Origin of the sequence: Legionella adelaidensis, assembly GCF_900637865.1 — a bacterium.
Lineage (GTDB): Bacteria > Pseudomonadota > Gammaproteobacteria > Legionellales > Legionellaceae > Legionella_A > Legionella_A adelaidensis.
The window spans coordinates 81,739-107,725 of the sequence record NZ_LR134418.1 but is presented as its reverse complement, the minus strand read 5'-3'; the positions used below and the strand labels follow the sequence as shown (position 1 = coordinate 107,725).

Genomic DNA, 25,987 nt, shown 5'->3' with positions numbered 1-25,987 from the left:
AGTGAGCACCCTTACGAGTTTGCCTAATTTGCTAACTTTATTACGCATTGTGCTCATTCCTGTTTTAGTAGGAGTATTTTATTTACCTTTCTCCTGGGCACAGGGGGCAACTGCGATCATTTTTGCTTTAGCAAGCTTTACGGATTGGTTAGATGGCTATTTAGCCAGACGTTTAAAACAAATGTCACCTTTTGGCGCGTTCCTGGATCCCGTCGCAGATAAGCTTTTGGTAGCTACCAGTTTGTTACTGTTAGTAGGGGCTAAAGATTTAAACTACATTACCATACCTGCTATAATCATTGTTGGTAGGGAAATTGTAATTTCTGCATTAAGAGAGTGGATGGCCGAAGTAGGAAGTCGGGCTAGCGTCACGGTCAGTTATATAGGCAAAATAAAAACCGCAGTGCAAATGGTAGCTTTGGTTTTGTTATTGGCATACAACCCTGCTTATTCATTATTAGGAAAAGTAGGATTTGTTCTGCTTTATTTGGCAGCAATTTTAACGATTTGGTCGATGGTTATTTACTTAAGTATCGCTTGGCCGCAATTAATTAGAAAAAGATAACCCTAAAGCAAAAAATAATTGACAGGGTGCGTATTTCCGGTAGAATCTCACCCCGTAACGGCGCGGGAATAGCTCAGTGGTAGAGCACAACCTTGCCAAGGTTGGGGTCGCGAGTTCGAGCCTCGTTTCCCGCTCCAATCAAAGCGACCCATGTCGCTTTTTTTTTACAAAGTTCGAAATGGAGAACATGGCTGTGTGGCAGAGTGGTTATGCAGCGGCCTGCAAAGCCGTGTACGCCGGTTCGATTCCGGCCTCAGCCTCCAAAGTAGATGTTTAAAATGCCCAGGTGGCGAAACAGGTAGACGCAAGGGACTTAAAATCCCTCGGGAATAAACATCCCGTGCCGGTTCGACTCCGGCCCTGGGCACCATATTTTTCCTCACCCTTCGTTACAACTTCAAACTCCGCTCCTCATTTACTGGTGTAAACTCCGGTGCTCGTTTTTCGTTGCGCCTCGGTTGAGAAAAAATCTGGTACCCAGGGAGACTCTGGGCACCAATTACACATTTTGTAATTGTTCGTAAAGGTTAAAATTAGTACGTAACTGATTGATAAATAATAGAATAACACTGACTTTTCTTTCTCAACGATTCGTTAATTTTCGTATTGAGTACTGAACCGCCCGTGCGATATTGGATAAGACAGCGAGCAATGGGCTATCAAGCATGGTTACACCAGTATTCTCAAAACCAGTGGGTTACTTTTTAAGTCCTAACAGTGAAGTTCTAATAAACCTGCTCTTTCTTTATTAAAGACTAAGCTCACTATGAGAGCCCAATCTTACCAATTGCAATGTTTGCCTATCGGGCTTGCGATAAATTAAAACTAAATCAGGTTTTATATGGCAATCACGATGATCCTGCCAATTATTAGATAGCGCATGATCCCGGTGTTTAGCTGCCAGTGGTTCATCTCGTGCTAATGTATCAATAATCTCAATAAAGAGATTACTGAAGACTGCTTTGTATTTACCTTTTATTTCGCGCTTATAATCACGTTTAAATTGTGTTGTGTATTCAATCGTCCTCATTATTTAAATCATCCATGAGCGATTGAACTGTTTTAAACGATTTTAACTGGCCACGTCGGGCTTCCTTCATCGCATTGATAGTTTGTTGGTTTGGAATAAGAGGTTCAAAAGGCAACGCATGCTCTTTAGCTATGCGCGTTAGCAACATACGGAATGCATCAGACACGGTTAGCCCCATTGATGCAAGCACGGCTGACGCCTCTTCTTTAATATGCTCATCAATTCTCGCTCTTACCACTGCATTAGTAGTCATTATATTCTCCTGTCTTTTGAGCTACATTGTAGCACAAAAATAGGTTTCTGCGTATCTATTCGCATTCTTTCGTTATGATAGGATATGCAAGGTTGGACCCCGTTCATATTACTTTAGTTGAATGTAATCAATAAGTTACATGCATATTCGATTCCGGCTGGCTGGCACCAACTATATTTACAATACCATTCTAGGCTGTTTATGAGGCAACACTAGGACCTTCTGAAATAGTCCAATAGTGTTCAATACTTCTGAAGATATCTACTATTTTTTTGTAATCAGTAGGTTTTACAATGTATCCCACAATGCATTTATCAAAAGCCTTCATTTTATCTTCAGTTCGGCTTGAGGTTGTAAAAACAATCACGGGAATATTTCTATAAAGCTTATCTTTTCTGATAATTTCTAAAAACTCTATACCATTCATTCGCGGCATATTTAAATCTAAAATAATAAGGGCCGGTCTTTCAACTTCCTTAATATATTTCAGGGCTTCTTCACCATTATCACGAACGATTAATTCATTTATAATGTTAAGCTCGTTAAATGCCCTTTGAACGGACATTTGATCAATTTCATCGTCCTCTATAAGTAGGACAGGTTTAGTAGAATACAAAGCTATCGTTCCTTAAGTTTTTCTTTCTCTAATGTAAAATAAAAAATGGTTCCTTTACCCACGTCAGAGGTAAACCAGATTTTTCCGTTATAAAGATCTACAATTTTTTTGGCTATCGTTAACCCGACTCCCGTTGAAGTGTTGTTTTCTTTATTTTCTAAAGTTTGAAATAATTCGAATATTTTGTCTTTATAGCGTTCCGCAATGCCCTTGCCATTATCTTTTACAAAGAATAACCACTCGTTAGTGTGTTCAGTAGCACCAATTTCAATTCTTCCTTCTTTTTTATCGTTATATTTAATGGCATTGCTAATCAAATTTTGGAAGATTTGATATATATGCGTTCTTCCGGCAAAGATAACCGGTAGATTTTGAGATACGGTGATTTGAATGTGTGCAGGAGGCATTAATACCTTTATAATATCTTTAATTATACGATTTAAATCGAGCTTTTCTAATTTTTCTTTCAGGCGGCCGATTCTTGAGTATTCTAAAATTCCATCAATTAGAGCCTGGAGTTGTTTGACTCTACTATCAAGGAGAGCTAAATATTTATGCCCTTGTTGATCCAGCTTTTCCTGGTATTCCTCCATAATCCAATTGGAAATGGTAGCAATTCCTCGTAATGGGGCTTTTAAATCGTGTGAAACTACATAGGCGAAACGTTCCAATTCAATATTACTATTTTTAACGATTTGTTCGGTTAACTTTCTTTCCGTTATATCAATGACAGAGGCTAATACGAATGTTCCCGAGGTGGTTTTTAAAGGATTTAAGCCAATTTCAACAGGAAATTCACTACCATCACTTCGCAAACCAAAAAGATCGCGCCCCGACCCCATCGCGCGTGTCTGGGGTTTCATGAAATACGCTTTTCTATATTTTGGGTGACTTTCACGAAACCGCTCGGGCACCAATATTTCTACTTTTTGGCCTATTAACTCTTCTTTTTTATACTTAAACATTTTAAGTATTTGCTCGTTAGCAAGTTCAATTTCTCCCAGTGTATTAACCATTAAGATGCCGGAAGGGGCAGACTCAATTGCTAATTGAAATTTTTCCTGTTCCTTTTTTCTTTCCGTAATATCCACAATCGAGGCCAAAACGAAACTGCCGTCTTCTGTAATTAATGGGTTAAGACCAATCTCCACTGGAATTTCGGTGCCATCTTTTCTTTGACCGTATAATTCACGTCCTGCTCCCATAACGCGAGCCTTGGGCTTCTCAAAAAAAACCAATCGATGTGCGGGATGGATTGCTCTATATCGTTCAGGAACCAGCATTTCAATTTTCTGGCCCATCAGCTCATTTCTTTCATAGCCGAACATTTTGAGGACTTGTGTATTTAAAAGTTCAATTTGCCCTGCCCGATTAATAAGAATCATCCCTGTGGGAGAAGCTTCAACGGCTAATGCAAAGCGCTGTGTCAATCGTTTTCTTTCAGTAATATCTACAATGGAGGCAAATACAAGCAAGCCTTCTTTGGTGTGTAAAGGATTTAAACCTATTTCAACAGGAAATTCGGTGCCATCTCTTCTTAAACCATACAAATCGCGACCGGCGCCCATTAAGCGCGCTTTTGGATTTTTGAAAAACTCTTGTCTGAACAATGGATGATTTTTACGAAAGCGCTCGGGTACTAGCATTTCTACCGTTTTTCCTAAAAGCTCATCCCGTGCATACCCAAACATTTGTTCAACTTGTGCGTTAACCAGCTGCATTTGGCCTGCAGCATCTATCATAAGCATACCATTGGGAGCCGCCTCAACGGCCAATTCAAATTTCTTTTGCTCAAGAGTTACAAACGGGATCTCTCTTGCTATAGAAGCAGCTCCAATTATTTTATTTAAATGATTTTTTATCGGAGAAATGGACAAAGAGACCTTAACCGCCGTTCCATCTCTTTTAAGGCGTACCGTTTCATAATGGTCGATTTTATTGCCATTTTTAATTTTTTCCAGGAATTGGGCAATTTCGTAATGCTTCTCAGGGGGTATAATATACTCTATTGATAACCCCAGGATTTCAGACGCTTTATACCCATAAAGATTTTCCGCAGCTTTATTCCAGCTGATAATGATTCCATTAAGATCTTTTCCAATAATAGCGTCATTACTTGACTCTACAATTGCTGCATAGAGGGCCTCTTCATTTACAGATTTTTTATTTCCTTCCTGGGCTCTTCTCATAAAAATTATACTTGTAATAAAATTTTATTTATTCCCGTTACCATCCTTTCTATATTAATTATGGCAAAGTATCAATAGCTTAAGGAAAGAAAGATAATCTTATTTGTAGATGGGTATATATACTTTAGCAAGAGGCTTTTAGACCCATTAGCATTATGGTTTAATAGGCATTTTAGTAACGAGTTCTTTCGCTATGACCTTTGTTGTGACTGAAGATTGTATTAAATGCAAATATACGGACTGCGTTGAAGTGTGTCCGGTGGATTGTTTTTATGAAGGCCCTAACTTTTTGGTTATTCATCCTGAAGAATGTATTGATTGTGCATTGTGTGAACCGGAGTGTCCTGTAAATGCTATTCTTTCTGAAGATGATTTAACTGAGAATCAGATGGTTTATAAAGAACTCAATGCTGAGCTTGCTCCCAAGTGGCCGAATATTACGGCTAAAAAAGAAGCTCCTAGTGATGCCAAGGAGTGGGAAGGAGTGGAAGATAAATTGCAATATTTGCAGAAAGAGTGGTAAGCATCGAAGAAATCACTGATGATTTTGAAACTGCCTGTCAGCGTATTTTAGGTACGAAAGGGCGTTTAAGTACTGCTATTCCAGGTTTTATTGCCCGTGACCAACAAGTGGAATTAGCCGCTGCTATTGCAAAAGCTATTAAAGAAAGCAATATCTTAGTCGCAGAAGCAGGCACAGGAACTGGAAAAACATTTGCTTATCTTATCCCTTGTTTATTAAGTAATAAAAAAGTTCTGATTTCGACTGCAACAAAAACTCTGCAAGATCAACTTTTCCACAAAGATTTGCCTATGCTTTTGCATGCATTAGGTTTGCCTAAACGCCTACAGAACTTGAAAGGCAGGGCCAATTATCTTTGCCGTTATCGCATTGAATTGCATAGCGAAGAAGGGCGGTTTAATACCCCACAGTGCGCCGAAGAGCTCTTATTAGTTAGAGAAAAAATGGCGCAGATGCAAGTGGGGGAGCGTAGTGAATTACCGGAAGTTAGTGAAGATTCTTCTGTTTGGCCTTATGTGACTTCAACTACAGAAAATTGTTTAGGGGTTGAATGCCCTCACCATCAAACCTGTTTTCTTATGAAGGCGCGAAAAAAGGCTTTAGAGGCGGATATCGTAGTAATTAACCACCATCTTTTTTTTGCCGACTCCAAACTAAAGGAAGAAGGTTTTGGAGAGTTGCTGCCGGGTGTGCAGGCAATTGTTTTCGATGAGGCGCATCAATTAGCGGAAATAGCGGCCAATTTTCAAGGAGAGCGCATTAGTACGCGTCAGTTTCGTGAAGTAATGGATGATATTTTACGGGAATGGCCTGTCCTTGATTTAGCAAATCAGCCATTAAAATTACTCAGTCTTCAGTTAGATCGTGCCATTAATTCTATTTTGTCCGTTAGCTTTAAGGAAGACCGGCTTAGTTGGGATCAATTTATACGAAAAGAGGCTTTTATCGAAGGATGGAAAAATTTGGAGCAAATAGCGAGTGAAATTTTGCAATGTTTTACTAAAGATATGGAGGAAAATACCGGTTTAACGCGTTGCAGAGACAGAATTGAAGAATTGCACCGCCACTTAAAAAAATTTTTTGATATACAAAATATACAAACCATAAAATGGCTTGAACGGTTTAAACATTCTATGGTTTTGCATTCTACTCCTTTTGAGGTAGCGAAGAATTTTAAAAGTACTTTAAAAAAAGAGTGTGCATACATTTTTACTTCTGCCACTTTAACCATGGCGAACTCATTTCATTGTTTTTTAAAACCTCTAGGCCTTGAAGAATGTGACACGTTAACTTTGCCAAGTCCTTTTAATTTTAAAGAGCAAGCTTTGCTTTATTTACCTAGAGATTTACCCGATCCTAAACAAGAAGGATATTATGATCATTTAATTGCTAAAACGATTCCTATTATTACTGCTTTGGGCGGACGGTGCTTCTTTCTTTTTACCAGTCATAAAGCTTTGCAAAAAGTCGCTTTGCAGTTAGAAAATAAAATTTCTTTACCCCTTCTTATTCAAGGGGACGAAGCGAAGCCTATTTTATTAGCCCGATTTCGCCAATTAGGCAATGCTGTATTATTAGGAACTGCCACTTTTTGGGAAGGAGTGGATGTAAAAGGAGAAGCGCTTTCTTGTGTAATCATTGATAAGCTACCTTTTGCAAGCCCTACAGATCCTATTATTCGTGGTAAAATGGATTTTTTAAAGAAAAAAGGTTTATCTGCTTTTGATGAATTGGCTTTGCCTAATGCGGTAATTGCCTTAAAACAAGGAGTAGGGCGTTTGATTCGCGATAGTTCAGATAAAGGGATATTGATGATCGCCGATCCCCGTTTAACCGGACGTGATTATGGCAGGCAAATATTTGCGAGTTTACCATCTATGTTAAAAACGCGTGATGAGAAAACAGTGTTAGATTTTATTAATCAATTGGCATTAAATAATGAAGTTATTAGCGCTTGATACTTCAACTGATAGAGCCTCTATTGCGTTATCGTATCACAATCAAATAGAAACCCGAGAGCACCACGATATACGGCAACATGCCCAATTTCTTTTACCGATGGTAGAGGAATTATTATCTTCGTGTGACTTATCTATTAAGCAGTTGGATGGAGTAGTTTTTGGCCGTGGCCCTGGTAGTTTTACGGGCTTACGTATTGGCTGTAGTGTAGCAAAAGCTTTAGCTTATGCCGCTGATCTTCCGCTTTATCCGGTGAGTACTTTAAATGCGATTGCCCAGAAGATATGGGAGAAGGGGTTAACGAATGTCCTGGCGGTTATTGATGCCCGCATGCATGAGCTGTATTGGGCTGAAATAATTCCTGGTAAACCTTTTCAAGAGTATGTTTCTGCTGCTGAGAAAATCCAATTAAGCACTAATGAAAAATATATCTTGGCAGGTGTTGGTTATGAAGTATATGAATCGGCACTATCCCTATCTATTAAACAGCAAATTATGAAAAAAGAAACGACTTATCCCGAAGCCGCTTCGATGTTACAGCTGGTATTAAATAATAAAATAGCTGCCGTGGACGCGGATGAAGCATTACCCGTTTATATTCGCGATGATGTGACCCAAAAATAGGAATAAAAATATGGATAAAAAATTATTGGAAATTATTGTTTGTCCTGTATGCAAGGGAAAGCTCATACATACCAAAGGAGAACTTATTTGCCGTTTTGATCGTTTGGCCTATCCAATTCGAGAAGGTATTCCGGTGATGCTTGAGAATGAAGCGAGGCAAATTTCTTTAGAAGAAAAGGATAAATTAAGTTAAAGAATTGCTCAATCCGTAATTGCTATAGCTTTGCACACTGGGACTTTTTGGAAAAAATGTGAGTCAATTCTTTTGATGGTTGGCCCTGTTTTAAAGGATTAACAATTGCAATCAAAAACGCATTTTAGAGAAAATTTTTTTACCTACGCCGGTTTATTCTTAATAAGTTTTGCTGTTTTACTGCTGGAAATAACGCTTACTAAAATTTTTTCTGTCATTCTTTGGTATCACTTTTCTTTTTTTATCGTTTCCCTTGCTATGTTTGGGCTGGGATTTGGCGGTTTGGTAATTTATCTTTTAGCAGACAGCTTTCATTTGCATCTTAGAAGAAACCTCCAACTTTTAAGTTTAACTCTTGCTATAAGTATTGTTTTTAATTTATGGAGTGTGCTTTCTTCCCATTTTTCAAGCGCTGTCAATTGGTACCAGTTAATACCTTTTCTTTTTCTTTATGTTACTTGCACTATACCTTTTGTCTTATGCGGAATGATTGTTTCAATTCTTTTTTTAAATAAAGCGCAAAATTCTTATATGATTTATGGTGCTGATCTTTTAGGTGCCGCGGCAGGCTGTATTGCTTGTATTGTCTTAATTACGTATCTTTCTGCGCAACAGGTGGTCTTAATCGCCAGTTTACTTTGCGTAATGGCGGCCTATCTATTTAATATTAAAAAATTTCCTCGCTATGAAATTCTCTTAGCTATAGGAATTCTCCTTCTTATTGTTTTTGCCAACTTCCTTTTCCCAGTGGTGAAAACGAAAACTTATTCCGAATTAAATGCGCATAAAATTTATGAAAAATGGTCCCCACTTTCGCGCATTACCGTTTTTCCCAAAGTTTTTACTTTAAACACCAAAATCGGGGAACCTTTTGGTTGGGGAATGAGTGATGTTTATCAGCCGCAAGGATATTTCAAACAGTTGTGGTTAGAGCAAGATGCGCATGCGGGGACACCCATTGTCTTTTTTGAAGGGGATTATAAAAAGGTAGAATATTTAAAGTATGATATAACCGCTCTCCCGTATTACCTACGAAAAGATGCTTCCGTGTTTATTATCGGCGTGGGAGGTGGGCGCGACGTGCTCACCGCACTCCTCTTCAACTCCAAAATTATTACCGGGGTTGATATTCACCCCATTATTGTGAGTTTAGTGAAAGAAAAATTCGCAGATTATGCGGGACATATATACAGCCACCCAAAAGTTAATATCGCGGTAGGCGAAGGCCGAAGTGTTTTGAAGAAGAGTAATAATACATACGACATTATACAAATCCCATTAGTGGATAGCTGGGCCGCTACCGTAGCAGGGGCTTTTGCTATGAGTGAAAATAGTTTGTATACCCAAGAAGCTTTTACCACGTATTTAAATCATTTAAATCCTAATGGCTTACTCAGTGTTTCGCGTTTTTATTTCACTCCTGAAAATGAAACATTAAAAGTAGCTATACTTGCTCGGGCTGCTTTAGAAGGGATAGGGGAGCGGGCGGCAAATCATATTGTTATTTTAAAAAGTAAGCCTAGACTAAAGGCGGCTATTGCAACTACTTTGGTCAAACGCACGCCTTTTTCTACCGCTGAGTTGGAACAAATCAGTGCGCATTCCAGGCAATTGAATTTTGATATTGTTTATATGCCTCATAATGCGAAAAATAATCCCTTATTCCAAAAAGCGATAACTACAAATCGCCTTAACGAATTTCTAAATAGTTATTACTATGATGTACGGCCTACTATGGATGACAGGCCTTTTTTCTTTCAAATGTTTTATATGAGCAATGTACTTGATTTATTTAAGGGTACGAAACTTTCTGGGCAAGCATTTAATTTTTATAGTTTAGGCGTATTTCTCGTTCTTCTTTTTATCTCAATTATTCTTCTTTTAGTATTCTTTTTCTTCCCACTCTTTGTCAGTAAAAAAACAAGTAAAATTTCATTGGGCTGGGGTTTTTATTTTACCCTCCTTGGCCTTGGATTCATGTTGATTGAAATTCCGGTTATACAATTAGGTGCTTTATACTTGGAAGGGACAACTTATGGTTTATCCGTCGCCTTATTTAGCCTTTTATTTTTTGGGGGTATAGGTTGCATTATTGCGCAATCCTTAACTAAACATCTTTTTAAAATTTTACCTGTCGCTTTGTTAATCATTTTGGCAGTTACCATTGCCTATCCTGCTTATTTTAAAGTAATTATGGAAAATACCTTTAGTTTTGTATGGGGTATAAAATTATTATTATTTGTTGTTATTTTAATTCCTTTGGCAATTTGTATGGGCATGGCTTTGCCCACGGGGATAAAGATTGTAAAGGAAACGAAGCCGGTTATGGTAAATGCTATTCCGTGGTATTGGGCATTGAATGGTGGGGCTTCGGTTATTGGTTCTATTATTGCTATGGCTAGTGCGATGGAGCTGGGGTATTCGATGACGCTTTATATCGCGGCATTTACCTATTTTGGGGCTCTTTTGGTTTTTTATTTTTTGCAGGTAAGAAAGATGATGTAAGGAGTGTTGGGTCTTTGGCGCCAACCTACACATTTAATAAATGTAGGTTGGGAAAGGCCACCATTCCTACCCTTCAGCAACCAACAAACCTTGTTTTTGTAACCCGTTTTTTCGCAAGTATAAAAGGTAGGCCGGTAAAATCATCAGTAGAATTCCGCCTGAGAATATGGCACGGAAGTGATTCGCTCCTCCTACATCCATACTGTTTTCAGGGGGGAAGAAACCGACTATGAGAGTAATGGTACAGCCTGCAATTCCTAATAAACAGGTTAAGTAATAACCGTATTTCCCTCCAGGGATGGCAAATGGGCGGGGGAGATGCGCGTATTTTTTCTTTAAATGAAAAGCGGCTAAAAACATCATGACATACATTAAAATATACAGTTCGGTACTTAATGAAGTGAATAACCAATAAATAGCATTAACACTGGGAAAGAGCAGAAAACCGCTGCATAACAGTGTGACCAGAACAGCTTGTAAGATTAAAATTCTTGAAGCGATGCCGTGTTTATTTAATCGGTATAACCAAGGGGGAAGAAAGCCGTTATCTGCTGCTAATAATAAGCCTTTGGCTGGAGAGATAATCCAATTCACCATGCCGCCAACGCTGCCCAATAACAGTAAAATTACTACCACCGGCATTAAAGCTTGTAAATGGTAAGCCTTGAAAAAATTGGTAAATGCCTGCATAACCCCATGGACCAAGCTAATGTCTTCTTGGGGTAAAACAAAAGCAATAGCTAATGAGCCAAAAATCATGGTGATTAAAATGAGTAGTACAGAAAAAAACATGGCTTTAGGAAAGTTTTTTTGCGGATTATTTACATTGCGTACGTGCACTGCAGCAAGCTCCATCCCTAAAAATGAGGTCATAATGGCTGTTAAGGAAACCCAGGATTGCGTATCTTTCCACTGCGGGATGAGGTTATTTAAATGGAGATCTACTGCTAGAGGATGGCCTTGTAATACCCACAGAACAGCTAAAAAGATAATAAAGCCCATAGGGATAATCATCCCCACAATCGCACAAAAGCTCGCAAACTTGGCGGAAGCTTTTAATCCCGAAAGGCCAAGCAAGGTAAGGGACCAAAAAGTGATAAGAATGACACTAATTAGGTAGTATTTATTTTGCGCAAGCTCTGGATTGATTAAATAGGCAAGGGTGCCTGCGATAAATGAAAGTATGGTTGGATACCACACCATGGTGTTAATCCATTGTAACCAGATAGTGAAAAAGGCCCAATTCTCACCGAAAGCATTTCGCACCCAGCTATACACGCCCCCTTCCTCTTCTGACCATGTAGAAGAAAGCTCGGCTGAAACAAGCGCTACGGGAATTAAAAATACAATGGCTGAGAATATAAAAAAGAAAATAAGCGAAGAACCAAATAAAGCCGTTGCTGGTAAATTCCGAATACTATCAATAGCGCCCGTGATTAATAGAACCAAGGCCAGTACTGAAATTTTTTCGGAAGACCAAGCTTTCATATAAATAAGCCTATTTGTTAAAAAGTTAAACACTTATTATAAAGGATAAACGGCTACCTGTGAATGTATTTTTCGCAAATCGAGTGTAAATATTGATGATTTTTCGTAAATTGGTTATCCGAGCGCTCCCTGACGGTCGCGGCTCGGATAGTAATCGGAGTATTAAATAGTAGCGGTTAACCCTGTATCCACAGAAGGCTCTTTATTTGGGGTGGTATTATTACCTCGATTGCGGGAGAACATTCCAGCTCCACCGAGCACTAAGGCAACGCCAGAAACGATTATGCCAGCAGCGAGTGCGGGATTTACCGCAGCGCTTAAGGCTGCTGCTCCGGCTATAGCAATAGCTAACCCCAGCCCCATTAAAGCGAGGCTCAGATTTTTCCATACAGTGCCCGTTTTATTTAATTCTTGAGCGGTTTTTATTAAAGCATCGCCTTTTTTTATTTGTTGTGCAGCATCTTTTTCACGGGCAAGTGCCGCGGCGTTTTTAGCCAGTTCCAATAAACGCTCGGATGGTACGTCAGCTGCTGCTACCAGTTGTTGCAGTTCAGCATGTGCTTGCGTTGCAAATTGTTGTGCAGGACCCGTCAATTCAAGTGTTTGTCTTTGCAATTCTTGCAATGCTTCTTGCAATTGTCCCAGGGGCGTCTCGGTTTTCGCAGGAGAAGTATCACACGGCATTTCACCAATATCCAGAGGGGTGGCGCCAACAACAGGCGTAACAGAGGCAGGCTCTACCCCATCAAGTGCTTCCCAGACTGGTAATGCTGGTGGGAGTTGTTCTTCGGCTGTTACAGATTGCGGAGTAGAAACCGCGCTTTCGGTGCTGCTATCTGTAATCATAGGCGGGATGTTACGAAAAGCCGATAAGAATGCTGCGACAGGTATGCGAAGTTTACCATCTGTTAAGATTGGTCTTCCACCGTTATTGACAAAATTCATTTGGATTGTTTGTCCTGGAAATTGAATTCGTAGAGAATCTTCAAGGAAAGAAACGCTGATGAGACCTCGTAAGAATGCCTCACGTACTAGTTGGGGTTTGGCAAGTGCGGCATCGACTAATTGTTGCGTTAGCACAGGTTTTCTAACCGCTACATCTAAAGATGCCATTGGAGAAGGCATTTCGGTTAGAGGACCAGCTTCCACAAGTGCAGGACGCACTGCTGAATCAACGGGAAGTAGAGGAGCAGCAAAAGGGCGTTCCGGGACTATATTTTGTGTTCCCGCTCTTAATCTTGCTAATGCTTCTTCTTGTCGTCTAGTACGTATTGCTCTGCTTCTTTTACCCATTTGAAATCCTAAATATAGTTACTGGAAGAGTGGTATTATTTTTTCTACATGCGTAAAAAAAAACGCGAATATAGCATTATGTATAAACAATATCAATTAGGTATAAAAAACCTGCAAATTGCTCTTCAGGTTGATGGTTTGGTTTTAACAGTAGCAAGGGTGGGGTTTGCGGCCAACTTTTTTTTAAGTCTCTATGGGATTAGCATGGTAGCCGGTGGCGGTGATAATAATTTTTCGCTGTCCGCCCTTATTACGATGTTCGCATAGGTAAATTCCTTGCCATTCACCGAGTAGTAGAGCTTTATCTTTTATTGGAATAGTTAAACTCACGCCTAAAATGACATTTTTAATATGGGCAGGCATGTCGTCTACACCTTCCACGGTATGCTGGTACAGCGTATTGTCTTCAGGGATTAAACGAGTAAAAAAGCGTTCCAAGTCCACTCTTACTTCTTCGCAGGCGTTTTCGCTAATTGTAAGTGAGGCAGAGGTGTGTTGCAGAAAAAGATGGATAGTACCAATTTGCATAAAGGGCATTTGGTGTATGGTTTCCTGAATTTCCCGAGTAATTAGATGGAAGCCGCGTTTCTTCTGGGGTAATACGCAAGTGGTTTGCCAGTAAATGGGAGTTATTTTATTCATTTTTTCATTCTTTGACAGTCAGGGGTTTTAGGGGCGCCTTTTGCTTTTTGCATTTGCCATTCTTCATTTGTATATAAATGCAAACTTAAAGCATGCAGGCCCATTTTAAATTCATCTTTTAAAAAGTCATTAATTAGACGGTGACGGGCAACTTTAGTCTTGTTTTCAAAGTCATTACTTACCGCTACTACTTTAAAATGAGACTCAGAACCTTGAGGTACTTGATGTCCTGAAGACTCATCATCTACTTCAAGATGGGCTAGGGCAAGATTTTTTTGTAAAGCAGTTTCTATTCGTTGTTTGCGGTTCATTAAACGACTCATTGGATTTATCCTCTTAAATTATCAAAGTATCAAGGAAGAATAAAGCGTCCGCCTCTTAACTCTGGTTGTCAAAAAGTGACAATTTTTGACAATTCCTGTATAAAGGAATGGAGTAAGCCGTTGTAATTCATCATCTTTATAGTTGGCATTCTTTTTGCATCATAATTTATGATCAGAATTTTATGAGGAAATGTTATGAAAGAGAAAGGTTTTACATTGATTGAGCTAATGATTGTAGTAGCAATCATTGGTATTTTGGCTGCAGTGGCAATTCCTGCTTATCAGGACTATACAGTGAGAGCAAGAGTCAGCGAAGGTCTCAATTTGGCATCTTCTGCAAAATTGGCTGTTTCTGAAACAGCATTGTCAAATGGTGGTAATTTGCCAGCAAATAATGCAGACGCCGGATATGGTGGGCTAACTGCTGGTAATCCAAATGTATCTTCAATAGCTATTGGTAATGCCGGGGTTATAACCATTACTTATACTGCTGCTGCAGGTAATGGTACCTTAACTCTAACTCCAACTGTCCAAGCAACTGGAGAAGTTACTTGGGATTGTGGTGGAGCGGCTGATACCTTGCTAGCAAAATACCGTCCAGCCAATTGTCGTTAATCCGTCTTGAAAGCTCTTGAAAAAACCGCTTAAAAAGCGGTTTTTTTATTTTTAGTTATACTTAATGAGTGGTTGAAATATAGTCTTTTCTGGATTTACTAATAATTTGAATAAAGCGATGCTTCTAAAAGGTTTTACAATGATCGAGCTGATGTTGGTAATTGTCATAATTGCCATATTGGCTGTGGTAGCAATACCAATTTATGGAAACTATGCTAGCCGTGCTCGTATAGAAGAGGGTTTAAATCTTGCTTCTTCTCCCAAGTTTGCGGTATCAGAGTATGCTTTAGCCAATAAATCGCTCCCGCCTGATCAACATGCTACTGCATACGTAAGTCCACAACCCACACCCAATGTTCAATCAATAACCATTGCGGATGATGGCACTGCGGCTGTGGTCATTACATATACCGAAGCCGCAGGTGGAGGAACTATTGCGTTGACTCCCAACATAGAAGCGAGTGGGGAGATTTCCTGGCGATGCTCTGGCACCTTGCCGGATCAGTATTTGCCGACTAATTGCCGTTAATTAATGGATCTGAAGGCATAGTTGGATGCGGGAGGCGAAACAATCATAGAATGGTGGGCCTTGCGGCCCAAGCCATATTAGAATAACTTTTTTTGTACCAGTTGGTTTTTTAACCGTACATAATCAGGTATGCCACTAACGAAAGGAGGATAGGCTTCCCCTTGGATAAGAGGGTTTAAGTATTGACGGCATTCTTCTGTTATTCCCATACCATCACTGGAAATAAATTCAGCAGGCATTTTCTTTTCTTGATTAGCTACTTCACTTAATGGGACATGATCAATTGACCATTGATAGGGGGCTGCATTTTCGCGAACGATAATGGGCATAATCGCATTATGTCCACTAATGGCTAACTTTACTGCCTCTTTTCCTAAGGCATAGGCTTGTTCTACGTCAACACGGGATGCGATATGTCTTGCGGCCCTTTGTAGATAATCGGCAACAGCCCAATGATATTTTAGGTTCAGTTCGGTTTTAACAATTTTTGCAAGAACGGGGGCCACCCCGCCTAATTGGGCATGGCCGAAGGCATCCCGGCTGCCACTTTCGCTTAAAAATTGTTTGTTCTCGTCACGAATTCCTTCTGAGGCTACTACTACACAATAGCCGTATTTTTTAACGCACGCATCCACCTTACTCACAAATTTTTGTTGATTAAAAGGAATTTCAGGAAAAAGAATCAAGTGCGGTGGCTCTCCTTCTTTTTTACTAGCTAAGCCGCTGGCGGCTGCTATCCATCCTGCATGACGGCCCATTACCTCTAAAATGAAAACTTTTGTTGATGAGGCACACATAGAAGCCACGTCAAAGCCAGCTTCCATGGTAGAAACCGCTACATACTTTGCAACCGAGCCAAAACCTGGGCAAGTATCTGTGAATGGAAGATCATTGTCTACGGTTTTCGGGATACCAATACAAGTCACCGGGAAATTTAAAGCTTGGCTCATCCGGGCTACTTTATCGGCAGTGTCCATGGAATCCCCCCCACCATTGTAAAAAAAATAACCAATATTGTGGGCTTTAAATACTTCTAATAAACGGCTGTATTCCTCTCCTTCATCACGTAATTTAAAGCGACAGGAGCCAAACGCGCCGGAAGGAGTATGCATAAGTTTGGAAATGGCATCATCGCTTTCTAAAGAGGTATCAATAAGATTCTCTTCTAAAGCACCAATAATTCCGTCTTTTGCCGCAAATACCTTCCCAATGTGTTCGGGGTGTAAGCGAGCTGTTTGTATGACGCCACAAGCAGAAGCATTGATCACGGCGGTAACCCCACCAGACTGTGCGTATAAAGCATTTTTTATTGTCATAATTTCTCCAGATATTTCAAGCTGAACTCGCAGAAGGCGATTGATAGGATTGTTCATACTCAAAAAGTACAGCGTCAATGCTATGAATCAACTGCTCAAAAGCTGTAGTAAGTTCTGTAATATTTTTAGCTTGCTTTGCCGCAGTTTCCAGTTGGGCTACATGCATTTGCAACTGCGGTACTCCACAAAAACAACAGGCACCATGTAATTTATGAGCAGTGCTTTCCAGCGCTTTTATGTCTCCATGTTCTTTGTAGTCAATAAATTCTTGACGATTGTTTTTAAGCTCTTCGATAAAACGGTCTAAAAATTCACGTGCCAATGCTTGATTACCAGAGACCCTTTGTATACATAAAGACCAATTAATGGGATTTATTTTATTTTTATTAATGACTTCTAATAATTTTTTAAGAAGCGTTTCTTCATCAATTGGTTTTGCAATACAGAGTTCAACGCCGGCTTTTTGCAAGCGTTCAGAATTAAGATCTGCGCCGTTCGCACTGATTAACATAATAGGCGTATTCTTATTAAGAATAGATTGTTGTCGTATAAGTTTAGCGGCGTCAAACCCGTTGGTTCTTGGCATCTGAATGTCTAAAAGAATAGCTGAGAAACGCTTTAAATTACATCTTTCTACTGCCTCGGCTCCATCTTCTACTGTTTCAATAATGGCATTTTCTCGCAGTAAAGATTCAAAAAGCATACGATTAACCGGGTTATCCTCAGCAATGAGGATAGTGGGTTGTTCCATACGCAATTGGGCACGCAAACTTTCTAATTTCTCATTATTATTTTTGCTCACTTCATTGTGATTAAGAAGCGATTCTACTGTTTCTTGTAATTTTTGGATATTCGGGGGTTTAAATAGAAATCCTTGGCCACCTAGTTCCTGGTAATTTTGAATGACCCATTTGGATACAAAAACGCTGGGGATGGGTTGTTTCTTAATAACGTGGGCGACTTGTTGCTCGCATCCTTCATTAACGCTTACAAAAGCCAGATCGCATTCTTGATGCTTGTTAAATGTATCTTCTAGCTGGTTAAAATTATTTACACGAATACAGTTGATGCCCCAGTAACCGAGACCATTACACAATGCTTCCAAATATAAAGGGTTATCATCAAAGCAAATGACATGCAAATTAGAAAAACGATGCGATTGATTTTTTTCAATCTCATATGCTGCCAATTTCGCTAATTTAATATGTACAGAAAAAGTAGATCCTTTATTTACTTCACTGGTTAACAGAATCCTGCCTTGCATATGTTCCGCTAATTTTTTACAGATAACCAAGCCTAAACCAGAACCGCCATAGCGACGGGTCACATTGGTATCTGCCTGGTTAAAAGCATTAAAAAGCGTAGCTTGGTCTTCGGGGGTAATACCCATGCCCGTGTCGGTTACGGATAGGCAAAGCGTATAATCTTTTTCTGTTTCTTGTTCTATTTTTGTTCGTATTAATACATAGCCATGATCGGTAAATTTAATCGCATTACTGACGAGGTTGGTAATGATTTGTTTGATTCGCAGTGGATCTCCTAATATTGTTTTAGGAACATTGGTTGCTGTTGAAGGAATGAGATCAATACCTTTTTTGTGTGCGTTGGGGGAAGTTAAAGCGAGCACTTCATCAATACATGCGCGAATATCGACTGGTATACAATCCAGGTTTAGTTTTCCCGCGTCCATTTTTGAGTAATCTAAAATATCGTTGATGATACCCAATAAGTCTTGTGCGGATGATTTAATTGTTTTTACATATTCTAATTGCAGGGGATCTAACTTACTCTCCAGTAACACGTTGGTAAAACCAATCACGCCATTCATAGGGGTACGAATTTCATGGCTCATATTGGCAATAAATTCCGATTTTTGCCGGCTTTTTTCTTCTACTTTTTTCTTTTCCAAAGAAAGTTCGATATTTTTTTCTTCTAATACTTCCAGATTTTTTTGCAAATCTACCGTGGCGGTTTCAATGTATTGGTTTAAATCCTTGACCACGCTGAGATAATTTTTTTGTAAATGCGCACAGCCTTGCTCAATAATTCCTAATTCACCTGCAGCAGATGTCTTAATTTCTGTTTCAAATTCATTAATTAAAATTTGTTTCATGCTGCGGCGTAATCGCGAAATAGGCCGATAAATTTTGCGCGAGAGAAAATAATGAACCGTTAACCCTAGTAGTAAGCCAATTAAAGTGATGAAAATGGTCACTATATACATTTGATAGCGTTTAATAAGTGTTGATTGCGTATCAATATCAATAGAGAGCCATCCTAAAATATCATCCGCCTGTAAGGTCAAAGCAGCGATTGGGCTGGGGAAGGGAATAGGGGAATATAGATTAAATTTAGGTACTGTAATCGGCGCTATGAAATTAATCGTGTTAGGGTTAATTTGTTTGCTTTCAATATAATCACCGGTAAATTCCAAAGGGGTAAAAGGCTTATTTAAAGAATGCTTTCCTCCTCTATAGGCTAATAAACGGCCTTTACCATTATATACCGCTAAAGCTTTTACTTCCGGGTTAATTGTCGAGGCATCGATTAATCCTTGCAAAGTGCGCCGATCATCACGCAAAAGAGCAAGTTGGGTGGCGGGTAACAATTGATGGATATACGCTTGACCCAAGCGAGAAATGTGTTGCTCCAGATCTTTACTGAACTGGCCGTTATAAAACACGGCAAAAAGCAAAGCAACCAGTAAAACCGGAATAATTGTTATTATTCGTAAGTGGTATTTTATGCCTATACCTTTCACGCAGTTCCTTATTGTTGTTAGCTTTGCGTAACTGGCAAAGTCGGATATTATACCCCTCTTGGTTATTTACCTCAATTGTTACACGCTTACAACGGAGCCCTGCTAATGAAGGTTAGAACGCGTTTTGCCCCCAGTCCCACTGGTTTTTTACATGTAGGAGGGGTACGTACTGCTTTATTCTCTTGGTTGTATGCAAAAAAACATAAAGGTGAGTTTGTTCTTCGGATAGAGGACACGGATCAAGAGCGTTCGACGCAAGAATCTGTGCAAGCTATCTTACAAGGGATGGAATGGTTAGGTCTGGATTTTGATAAAGGGCCTTATTATCAAACCGAGAGATACCCGCGTTATTTGGCCATTGCTGAACAGTTATTAGCTAAAGGCCAGGCTTATCGCTGTTATTGTAGTAAAGAGCGGTTAGAAAATTTACGTGCCCAACAGATGGAAGCGAAAGAAAAACCCCGCTACGACGAGCATTGCCGCGAAAAAAATCTGACACAGACTGATCAACCGCATGTGATTCGTTTCAAGAATCCAAAAGAAGGTGGAGTTACTTTTCATGATCACGTGTATGGAGAAATCCATGTGTCTAATAGTGAATTAGACGACTTAATATTAATTCGCTCCGACGGAAACCCGACTTATAATTTTGCAGTGGTAATCGATGATTGGGATATGGAAATCACCCACGTCATTCGTGGCGATGACCATATTAACAATACCCCCAGGCAAATTAATCTTTTTGCAGCATTAGGAGCGCCTATTCCGGAATTTGCTCATTTACCTATGATTTTAGGAGATGATGGCAAACGGCTTTCAAAGAGACACGGTGCTGTGAGTGTTTTACAGTTTAAAGAAATGGGAATTCTACCCCACGCCCTCTTGAATTATTTAGTGCGTTTAGGTTGGTCCTATGGGGATAAAGAAATATTCAGCGTTGCTGAAATGACGGAATTATTTGACTTACAGAATGTCAGCCGTGGTACCTCCAGTTTTAATTATGAAAAATTATATTGGTTAAATCAGCATTATCAAAAAAATGATAATCCCAAAGAGGTAGCAAAAGCTTTGCAGTGGTATTTCGAGCAAGAGGGGATTGATTTAAAAAATGGTCCTGCTTTAGAAGACCTGGTACCCATTCAAGCAGAACGATGTAAAACACTGAGAGAACTGTGTGAAAAAAGCCGTTATTTTTTTATTGATCCACTTGAATATGAGGAAGAGGCAGTAAAAAAACATTTACGTCCAGTGATTTTAGAGCCTCTGGAATCATTACTGAGTTGCTTTAAAGAACTGCAGACGTGGGATAGAGATCATCTGCAATCGTGTATTAATGATGTCAGCGCTTCGTTTGACATGAACATGGGGAAAATTGCGCAACCTTTACGGGTGGCTGTTACTGGAGGAAGTAATTCTCCGAGTATTGATATGACACTCACATTATTAGGTAAAGAACGTGTATTAACCCGATTGCAAAAAGGGATTGAAATGGTTAGAAACCGCAAAGCGGAAGCACTATAAGTTTCACTCTAAACTTTTCTACCTATCTGCCGATAATTCCTAAAAAGAAAAGGAATTATCATGAAAGAGAAACATTTCGCCTATAAAATCATGCGGGATTCTTCGGGGCTGGTGTGCACACACCATGAATTTGAAGAAGACAAAATGGTTGATCTTTTAAAAGAGATTCAAGCCACCCACTCCAATGGCATATATTGGATTTTCAAACAATTTGAAGGCAAGCCGCAAGAAGCTTTAGCCATTATTGATTGCAATCATAATAGAATTTATTACCACTTTTCCGGTGATGTGGAAAATATTTCAGAAACTATTGAGAAATTGAGCAAAAAGACAAAATAAGAGCATGCTGGGGTGGTTTTCTACTTCCCGAAGCGGTAGTTCCTCTATTTTAAATGCATCATTCTGAGGCGGTTTCGTTTCAATTGGAAAATGCAGGATACAGGGGTAAAAATAGGGAGACATATAGCAATTGCTTATTGGGTAGTCTATTATTTTAAGGCTCACAATTTAAAGGAATAATTATGTTAAAAATAAGAAAAATAAATACATTATTAGGGTTAGGAATTCTTTGCCCTGCCTTAACATTTGCTGCCGCCGCTACAGATACTGCTCCGAAATCAGATGGGTCTCAACCAACAGGTACTTCAGCAGGCGCTTCAAACCGCACGGTAACCCAGGTTCCTAAAGATGAATGGCTTAAAAAAATTAAAGAAATAGTTTCTGAACCTATTTGTAAAGGTTTCGTGGAAGATGCTTCGATTTCTGAGCGCTTAAAAGAACAAAAAATCAGTTATGAAAAATGTGTTACTTTAATTCCACCAATTGCTGAGAAATGTGAAAAGAAATATTACGACAGCATACCTGCAATGATTACGGAAGATAATGCAAGTAAGTGGGGACGAATGATTGGTGAATGTATTGGTGCTGATTTCGCTGTGAATTATTTATATCCAGGTTCAGGTACTTCAGCAAGTGCAGATTCTACTTCTAGTAAATCAGATAACAGCACTAATGGAAGTTCCAAATCGAGTAATGGGGCTTCGCAAAAGTCCGGGCAGTAATTTCCAGTGTAACCTGGTTGTTTGTCAACCAGGTTTTCAGTTCCCTTCATTTCGCAAGATAAAACCTGGTTGACAAGCAACGAGGGTACGATACGAATCTTCTGATCCGCAGATAAACCGAGCCGAGCACATAAGTAAGCGGAAAATTTCATTTGCCGCGACGGAATTTAACTATACGCACATCTATAAAACGAATTAAGGGCGGCTGGATAGGTATTTACCCATTGGAATTGTTTTAAGGGTTTTGCTGCATGAAATTTATCCCCGCAATATAAATGACAAGGTAATTTACTGATTACGCAGCCTATATACTTGTATCGCGTATATTTATAAATATACGCGTGGTTTACATTGTTAGGGCATCTTTTTTCATAACAAATGTAAAAACTATCCGCTTTTGGCTCGCCAGGCGGGGTTAAGGGTAATGCGAATACTTCAGAGAAGGAACTTAGGGCAATAAGACTCATAGAAAGAGGTATGATTCGCATAGCGTATTAAATTTTTGTTTTTCTTATTTAAATAACACGTTATAGTCAATAGTGCAAACCTGCTTTTTATTTAGGAGTGAAAGAAAAGTGTTAGTTACTTTTAGTACAGAGGCGCATGAGAATATAACTATGTTTGGTGACATAGCCTTGCGATTAATAAAAATGATGGGGCATAGCGGTACTATTCCCAGTGCCATTTTAGCTGAGGATGTGCCGGATGCATTAGAACGCTTGCAAAATGCAGTAAGTATGAATCCCAATCCTTCTCAAGGTGAGCAAGATAAAGAGAATGGGGAAGCTCCGATTAGTTTGCGGAACCGCGCGTTTCCTTTAATTGAATTATTGAAAGCAGCAGCCAAAAAAAAATGCAATGTCATGTGGAAAGCCAACTAAAATACTATGTTAAAATGCGTTTTTTTTAATTCTAAATTCGGCAGTTGAATCGTAGCGAGGAGACTCATCTTCAGTGCAGTAGGCTTTTATAGTAGATTCATCCGCTGAATTTAGGCTAAAGTGTGGTTCGTATGTTATCTCTTCGTCAAATCAAATTATCTCGCGGCACTAAAATCCTTTTAGAAAATGCCAATGCCACGATTTATGAAAAACAAAAAATTGGCTTGGTGGGGGAGAATGGCTGTGGGAAAACGAGTTTATTCTATTTGATTCTTGGGCATCTGCAAGCAGATGCCGGCGACTATCAAATGAACACGCACTTGCGTATTAGCCATTTATCCCAGCAAATTCCTGATAGTGATGAAAAGGCCATCGATTTTGTCTTGGCTGGCGATGATGCGTATTCTTCACTTTTGCAACGTTTAAAAAAGAGTGAAGCAGAAGGCAAAGACGAAGACGTCCTCTTATGCCATGATTTACTCAGACAGACACAGGGTTATACTAAACCCGCTCTGGCGGCGTCTATTATGGCAGGCTTGGGTTTTCAGGCATATGAGCAGGAAAACTCCGTAAATAGCTTTTCTGGCGGGTGGCGTATGCGGCTTAGCTTAGCGCGCTGCTTAATGAATCCAGCGGATTTATTATTATTGGATGAACCTACAAATCATTTGGACATGGAAGCTATTATTTGGCTAGAAAAATGGCTTAAACAAGTATCCGCCAGTTTAATTGTCATATCGCATGATCGTGAATTTTTGGATGCTATCACTACACATACCCTCCATATTGAAAATCAGTCACTCAATGTATACACCGGGAATTACAGTGCATTTGAATTCTTACGCGCTCAAAAACTCAGTTTGCAACAGGCAACTTTTGAGAAACAACAAGCAAAAATTAACCATTTAATGCAATATGTAAATCGTTTCCGGGCTAGTGCATCCAAGGCCAAACAAGCACAAAGTCGGTTGAAAGCAATTTCCAAAATGGACATAGTTGCACAAGCCCAATCAGACGCATCGTTTTCCTTTGAATTTTATCCCTGCCCTAAAGCGGGTAAACCCCTTTTAAAATGCGAAAACCTTTTTGCAGGATATGAAACAGGGAACGCGCTCTTAAAAAAAATTAATTTTAGTATAAACCCAGGGGATAGAATTGCTCTCTTAGGTCCAAATGGTGAGGGAAAATCAACTTTTATTAAAACGCTAACGGGAAAGTTGCCTCTTATCGATGGCGAGCTCTTTCATTCTCCTACGTTAAAAATTGGCTATTACGCGCAACATCAGCTGGAAGAATTAGATAATTTTTTAAGTCCGGTAGAAACAATTCAAGCACTTTCTCCTGATGTCCGTGAGCAAACTATACGTGATTTTTTGGGTGGGTTTAATTTTATTGGCGAAATGGCAACCAACGTGATCCAGCATTTTTCTGGTGGGGAGAAGGCACGTTTAGCGCTGGCTAAATTGGTTTGGTTAAAACCAAATTTACTGTTTCTGGATGAGCCTACCAACCATCTTGATTTGAATATGCGTTCTGCAATTGAACTTGCTTTACAGAGCTATGAAGGGGCTTTAATTCTTATTTCGCATGATAGGCATTTATTGCGATCGAGTGTTAACGAATTTTATTTGGTTTTTGATAAAAAAGTACAAGCTTTTAATGGTGATCTGGATGACTATTATCAATGGTTACAGGATAAGGACTCTGGCGAATTAAAAAAACCATCCCAATCGAGTTACCGTGAGAAAAAAAGTTTACAAAATCGCGTTAAAAAGTTAGAGCAATTGATGCTGGAATATCAGCAACGCTTAGATAAAATTGAAATACAGTTGGGTGATGAGTCACTTTATTTAGCGGAGAAAAAAGAAAAATTGCATCAAATTTTGCAAGATAGGGAGAAAACTAAAAAAGCGTTTAATTTGGCAGAAGAAGAGTGGTTGGAAGTGATGGAAGAGATTGAGGGATAGCAACCAGGCAACGAATTACTACGAAGATGCTGTAGTTGGGGCATGGCGCCAATCTACATTTTTTTATCAAAATGTGTAATTTGCTTTAAAATTTTTTGCGCTGCTTCTTGTTCCGCGCGGCGTCGATTGGAACCTTTTCCTTCTGCTTTTACCTTCAAACTTTTCACTTCGCAGGATACATAGAATACTTGATCGTGTTCGTCGCCTTCCACATTCTTTAAATTATACTCGGGTAATTGATGTTTCAGAGCTTGTAAGTATTCTTGCAGTTGGGTTTTAGCATCTTTTAAATTTTCATTTAAATGAGGATTTGCCAAACGCGATGCAAATAAATGCAAAATAACCTTTTTAGCTTCCTCCAAACCACCATCTAAAAAAATTGCCGCAAAGATAGCTTCCAGAGAGTCTGCAAGAATAGACTCGCGGCGAAAGCCCCCGCTTTTTAGTTCGCCTTGCCCTAAAAATAAATAATCACCCAGATTAATTTCTACAGCAATTTTTGCCAGCATTTCACCTTTAACTAAAAAAGCACGCAGACGACTTAACTGGCCTTCACTTTCTTGCGGAAATTTTTCGTATAATGCGGTTGCAATAACAAAGCTTAAGATAGAGTCGCCTAAAAACTCTAATCGTTCATAATTTTTCTCACCTGCACTACAGTGAGTTAATGCTTGCTTTAAATAGGCTTCTTTTTTAAAAGTATACTGTAAATGATTACAAAGCCTTTGAAACTTATGTTGGGCCAACATGAACCTCTTCTGTTAAATCAAAATCAAATAATAAGCTTACATGGGCTATTAAGTGCTTTATCACCTGATATTTAACTCCTATTTCATAGACTCCGGGCTTTTTATAGGAAACGGCAATGTCTTCCGGTGGTAATTCAATACTGTTTATATACAACTGGTTGACTAATTTTTCTTTTAGAAGTTGCGCATTAGAGGAGGGTTCAACCGAAAATTCCGATTCGGGAATATTTTTTAAGGCTGCGATTGAACTTTTTACTGAAAAATACTCTAAGTAAACAGGAACGACTCGCATGACAAGAATAAGCCCTATGATCACTACAGCCATGGTGAGCAGCATGCCTACCAGTGTCATTCCTTGATTCTGTCTTATCATGTATGCATCCT

General features: G+C 39.3%; 25 protein-coding genes and 3 tRNA genes. 16 read left to right on the top strand and 12 right to left on the bottom strand.

Features of this window, described 5'->3' with window-relative positions; translation table 11 throughout:
- Position 1: 1 nt before the first annotated feature.
- The 4 genes from pgsA to EL206_RS01645 all read left to right on the top strand — a co-directional run bounded on the left by pgsA (position 2) and on the right by EL206_RS01645 (position 935).
- Positions 2-565, top strand: coding sequence for a CDP-diacylglycerol--glycerol-3-phosphate 3-phosphatidyltransferase (gene pgsA, locus EL206_RS01660; protein ID WP_058462327.1), 564 nt, complete (start codon positions 2-4; stop codon positions 563-565).
- 62 nt (positions 566-627) lie between these two features.
- Positions 628-702: transfer RNA gene (locus EL206_RS01655), tRNA-Gly, on the top strand.
- 52 nt (positions 703-754) lie between these two features.
- Positions 755-828: transfer RNA gene (locus EL206_RS01650), tRNA-Cys, on the top strand.
- 17 nt (positions 829-845) lie between these two features.
- Positions 846-935: transfer RNA gene (locus EL206_RS01645), tRNA-Leu, on the top strand.
- A 378-nt stretch (positions 936-1,313) separates the two neighbouring features.
- Here the strand turns inward: EL206_RS01645 and EL206_RS01640 are convergent.
- The 4 genes from EL206_RS01640 to EL206_RS01625 all read right to left on the bottom strand — a co-directional run bounded on the left by EL206_RS01640 (position 1,314) and on the right by EL206_RS01625 (position 4,653).
- Positions 1,314-1,595, bottom strand: coding sequence for a type II toxin-antitoxin system YafQ family toxin (locus tag EL206_RS01640; protein ID WP_058461223.1), 282 nt, complete (start codon positions 1,593-1,595; stop codon positions 1,314-1,316).
- Positions 1,582-1,848 carry a type II toxin-antitoxin system RelB/DinJ family antitoxin gene (locus tag EL206_RS01635; RefSeq protein ID WP_058461224.1) on the bottom strand — a complete coding sequence of 89 codons (267 nt, stop codon included), beginning with the start codon at positions 1,846-1,848 and terminating at the stop codon, positions 1,582-1,584. Before EL206_RS01635 ends, EL206_RS01640 begins: the two co-directional genes overlap by 14 nt.
- A gap of 199 nt (positions 1,849-2,047) precedes the next feature.
- A complete protein-coding gene (locus EL206_RS01630) occupies positions 2,048-2,464 on the bottom strand; it encodes a response regulator (protein ID WP_202971921.1) in 417 nt (138 codons plus the stop codon).
- Positions 2,465-2,466: 2 nt separating this feature from the next.
- Positions 2,467-4,653 carry a PAS domain-containing sensor histidine kinase gene (locus EL206_RS01625; protein WP_058461225.1) on the bottom strand — a complete coding sequence of 729 codons (2,187 nt, stop codon included), beginning with the start codon at positions 4,651-4,653 and terminating at the stop codon, positions 2,467-2,469.
- Between the two features lie 193 nt (positions 4,654-4,846).
- Between EL206_RS01625 and fdxA the strand changes: the two genes are divergently transcribed.
- From fdxA to EL206_RS01600, 5 genes are all read left to right on the top strand, one after another.
- Positions 4,847-5,176, top strand: coding sequence for a ferredoxin FdxA (fdxA, locus tag EL206_RS01620; RefSeq protein WP_058461226.1), 330 nt, complete (start codon positions 4,847-4,849; stop codon positions 5,174-5,176).
- A gap of 2 nt (positions 5,177-5,178) precedes the next feature.
- Positions 5,179-7,134 carry an ATP-dependent DNA helicase gene (locus EL206_RS01615; protein ID WP_058462329.1) on the top strand — a complete coding sequence of 652 codons (1,956 nt, stop codon included), beginning with the start codon at positions 5,179-5,181 and terminating at the stop codon, positions 7,132-7,134.
- Positions 7,115-7,759 (top strand): tRNA (adenosine(37)-N6)-threonylcarbamoyltransferase complex dimerization subunit type 1 TsaB, encoded by a 645-nt coding sequence (gene tsaB, locus EL206_RS01610; RefSeq protein WP_065310915.1) that lies wholly within the window; start codon positions 7,115-7,117, stop codon positions 7,757-7,759. The genes EL206_RS01615 and tsaB overlap by 20 nt, the downstream gene beginning before the upstream one ends.
- Before the next feature lie 10 nt (positions 7,760-7,769).
- Positions 7,770-7,952, top strand: a complete 183-nt coding sequence (locus EL206_RS01605) for a Trm112 family protein (RefSeq protein WP_058461228.1) — start codon at positions 7,770-7,772, stop codon at positions 7,950-7,952.
- 105 nt (positions 7,953-8,057) lie between these two features.
- Positions 8,058-10,457: a spermine/spermidine synthase domain-containing protein gene (locus tag EL206_RS01600; protein ID WP_058461229.1), complete on the top strand. Its 2,400-nt coding sequence runs from the start codon at positions 8,058-8,060 to the stop codon at positions 10,455-10,457.
- Between the two features lie 66 nt (positions 10,458-10,523).
- Here EL206_RS01600 and EL206_RS01595 read toward each other — a convergent pair whose 3' ends face one another.
- The 4 genes from EL206_RS01595 to EL206_RS01580 all read right to left on the bottom strand — a co-directional run bounded on the left by EL206_RS01595 (position 10,524) and on the right by EL206_RS01580 (position 14,203).
- Positions 10,524-11,945, bottom strand: coding sequence for an APC family permease (locus EL206_RS01595; protein ID WP_058461230.1), 1,422 nt, complete (start codon positions 11,943-11,945; stop codon positions 10,524-10,526).
- A 162-nt stretch (positions 11,946-12,107) separates the two neighbouring features.
- Complete coding sequence (locus EL206_RS01590; protein WP_058461231.1) at positions 12,108-13,238, bottom strand: hypothetical protein; 1,131 nt, start codon at positions 13,236-13,238, stop codon at positions 12,108-12,110.
- 183 nt (positions 13,239-13,421) lie between these two features.
- Positions 13,422-13,880, bottom strand: coding sequence for a secondary thiamine-phosphate synthase enzyme YjbQ (locus tag EL206_RS01585; RefSeq protein ID WP_058461232.1), 459 nt, complete (start codon positions 13,878-13,880; stop codon positions 13,422-13,424).
- A complete protein-coding gene (locus EL206_RS01580) occupies positions 13,877-14,203 on the bottom strand; it encodes a BolA family protein (RefSeq protein WP_232048500.1) in 327 nt (108 codons plus the stop codon). The genes EL206_RS01585 and EL206_RS01580 overlap by 4 nt, the downstream gene beginning before the upstream one ends.
- Positions 14,204-14,398: 195 nt before the next feature.
- Here EL206_RS01580 and EL206_RS01575 point away from each other — a divergent pair, with 195 nt between their 5' ends.
- Both EL206_RS01575 and EL206_RS01570 read left to right on the top strand, forming a co-directional pair.
- A complete protein-coding gene (locus tag EL206_RS01575) occupies positions 14,399-14,818 on the top strand; it encodes a pilin (RefSeq protein WP_058461233.1) in 420 nt (139 codons plus the stop codon).
- A gap of 139 nt (positions 14,819-14,957) precedes the next feature.
- Entirely contained in the window at positions 14,958-15,347 is a 390-nt protein-coding gene (locus tag EL206_RS01570; RefSeq protein ID WP_233419363.1) for a pilin, read from the top strand.
- Between the two features lie 77 nt (positions 15,348-15,424).
- Here the strand turns inward: EL206_RS01570 and EL206_RS01565 are convergent, their stop codons facing one another.
- Together EL206_RS01565 and letS are read right to left on the bottom strand one after the other, a co-directional pair.
- Positions 15,425-16,663 (bottom strand): 6-phosphofructokinase, encoded by a 1,239-nt coding sequence (locus EL206_RS01565; RefSeq protein ID WP_058461235.1) that lies wholly within the window; start codon positions 16,661-16,663, stop codon positions 15,425-15,427.
- Between the two features lie 16 nt (positions 16,664-16,679).
- On the bottom strand, positions 16,680-19,424 hold the full coding sequence (gene letS / locus EL206_RS01560; protein WP_058461236.1) for a two-component system sensor histidine kinase LetS: 2,745 nt from the start codon (positions 19,422-19,424) through the stop codon (positions 16,680-16,682).
- Positions 19,425-19,529: 105 nt separating this feature from the next.
- Here letS and gltX point away from each other — a divergent pair, with 105 nt between their 5' ends.
- The 5 genes from gltX to EL206_RS01535 all read left to right on the top strand — a co-directional run bounded on the left by gltX (position 19,530) and on the right by EL206_RS01535 (position 24,854).
- On the top strand, positions 19,530-20,945 hold the full coding sequence (gene gltX, locus EL206_RS01555) for a glutamate--tRNA ligase (protein ID WP_058461237.1): 1,416 nt from the start codon (positions 19,530-19,532) through the stop codon (positions 20,943-20,945).
- A gap of 60 nt (positions 20,946-21,005) precedes the next feature.
- Entirely contained in the window at positions 21,006-21,284 is a 279-nt protein-coding gene (locus EL206_RS01550; RefSeq protein WP_058461238.1) for a hypothetical protein, read from the top strand.
- Between the two features lie 182 nt (positions 21,285-21,466).
- A complete protein-coding gene (locus tag EL206_RS01545) occupies positions 21,467-22,006 on the top strand; it encodes a hypothetical protein (RefSeq protein ID WP_058461239.1) in 540 nt (179 codons plus the stop codon).
- Between the two features lie 575 nt (positions 22,007-22,581).
- A complete protein-coding gene (locus EL206_RS01540) occupies positions 22,582-22,887 on the top strand; it encodes a DUF1840 domain-containing protein (RefSeq protein ID WP_058461240.1) in 306 nt (101 codons plus the stop codon).
- A 131-nt stretch (positions 22,888-23,018) separates the two neighbouring features.
- Positions 23,019-24,854: an ABC-F family ATP-binding cassette domain-containing protein gene (locus EL206_RS01535; protein ID WP_058461241.1), complete on the top strand. Its 1,836-nt coding sequence runs from the start codon at positions 23,019-23,021 to the stop codon at positions 24,852-24,854.
- A gap of 53 nt (positions 24,855-24,907) precedes the next feature.
- Here EL206_RS01535 and rnc read toward each other — a convergent pair whose 3' ends face one another.
- Both rnc and EL206_RS01525 read right to left on the bottom strand, forming a co-directional pair.
- Positions 24,908-25,603, bottom strand: a complete 696-nt coding sequence (rnc, locus tag EL206_RS01530; RefSeq protein ID WP_058461242.1) for a ribonuclease III — start codon at positions 25,601-25,603, stop codon at positions 24,908-24,910.
- Positions 25,587-25,976, bottom strand: coding sequence for a DUF4845 domain-containing protein (locus tag EL206_RS01525; protein ID WP_058461243.1), 390 nt, complete (start codon positions 25,974-25,976; stop codon positions 25,587-25,589). The genes rnc and EL206_RS01525 overlap by 17 nt, the downstream gene beginning before the upstream one ends.
- Between the last annotated feature and the right edge of the window lie 11 nt (positions 25,977-25,987).